This window comes from Streptomyces murinus (genome assembly GCF_002154555.1).
Lineage (GTDB): Bacteria > Actinomycetota > Actinomycetes > Streptomycetales > Streptomycetaceae > Streptomyces > Streptomyces murinus.
In genome coordinates this window covers 1-1,162 of sequence record NZ_MUNF01000196.1, presented here as the reverse complement: position 1 = coordinate 1,162, position 1,162 = coordinate 1, and the positions used below count along the sequence as shown (strand labels likewise).

1 protein-coding gene is annotated in these 1,162 nt (G+C 69.1%); it reads left to right on the top strand.

Features of this window, described 5'->3' with window-relative positions; all coding sequences use genetic code 11:
- The first annotated feature begins 122 nt into the window (after positions 1 to 122).
- Positions 123 to 1,079 (top strand): IS481 family transposase, encoded by a 957-nt coding sequence (locus tag CCN72_RS13985; protein ID WP_086807811.1) that lies wholly within the window; start codon positions 123 to 125, stop codon positions 1,077 to 1,079.
- The last annotated feature ends 83 nt before the right edge of the window (positions 1,080 to 1,162 follow it).

Genomic DNA, 1,162 nt, shown 5'->3' with positions numbered 1-1,162 from the left:
GAGGGGTCAGACAGGCCCTAGGTGTATTGACCACGAGCGTTGTTAACGCGAGCAGGGCTTGATCATGGCGAAGGCCCCCGTGTGTGGTGGAGGTGTCGAATCTTCACCGCACGGAGGCCTTCGTGTCCCACCGTAATGCCCGGCTGACCGTTCACGGCAGGCGACTGCTGGTCGAACGTGTCCGCTCCGGCCGTCCCGTCGCGCATGTCGCGGCCGAGATGGGCATCTCCCGCCCCACAGCCCACAAGTGGATCCGGCGCTGGCACTCAGAGGGCGAGAGCGGACTCGTTGACCGCTCCAGCCGTCCCCGCACGACACCGCACCGGACCGCGGCCGCCACCGAGGCACGGGTCTGCAGGCTGCGACAAGAGCGCAAGCTGGGCCCGGCCCGCATCGGGCCGGTCCTGGGCCTGCCCGCCTCGACCGTCCACCGCATCCTGGTCCGCCACCGGCTCAACCGCCTGGCCTTCCTGGACCGGCCCACCGGACAGGTCATCCGCCGCTATGAACGCGACCGGCCCGGCGAACTCATCCACGTCGACGTGAAGAAGCTGGGCCGGATCCCCGACGGCGGCGGCCACAAGGTGCTGGGCCGCCAGGCAGGCCGCACCACCCGCAGCAACATGGGCTTCGACTACATCCACTCCGCCGTCGACGACCACACCCGCCTCGCCTACAGCGAAGTCCACAACGACGAGAAGGCTCCCACCTGCGCCGCCTTCCTGCGCCGGGCCGCAGCCTTCTTCGCCACCCACGGCATCACCCGCATCGAGCGGGTCCTGACCGACAACGCCTGGCCCTACCGCAAGAGCTTCGCCTGGCGCGAGGCCCTGGCCGACCTCGGCGCGGCCGGCAAACTCACCCGCATCTACCGGCCGCAGACCAACGGCAAGGTCGAACGCTTCAACCGCACCCTGCTCGACGAATGGGCCTACCTACGGCCCTACACGTCAAACGACGAGCGAACCACGGCACTGGCAGACTTCCTGCACACCTACAACCACCACCGCTGCCACACCGCGCTCGGAGGCCAGCCCCCGATCAGCCGCGTCAACAACCCTCCGGGTCAATACACCTAGGGCCTCTCGTTCGGATCAGGCCGAGAACGAGCCCGCGCCGCCCGGCACATGCGTCCCGTAGCCGGGCTGGACCACCAGCGAGG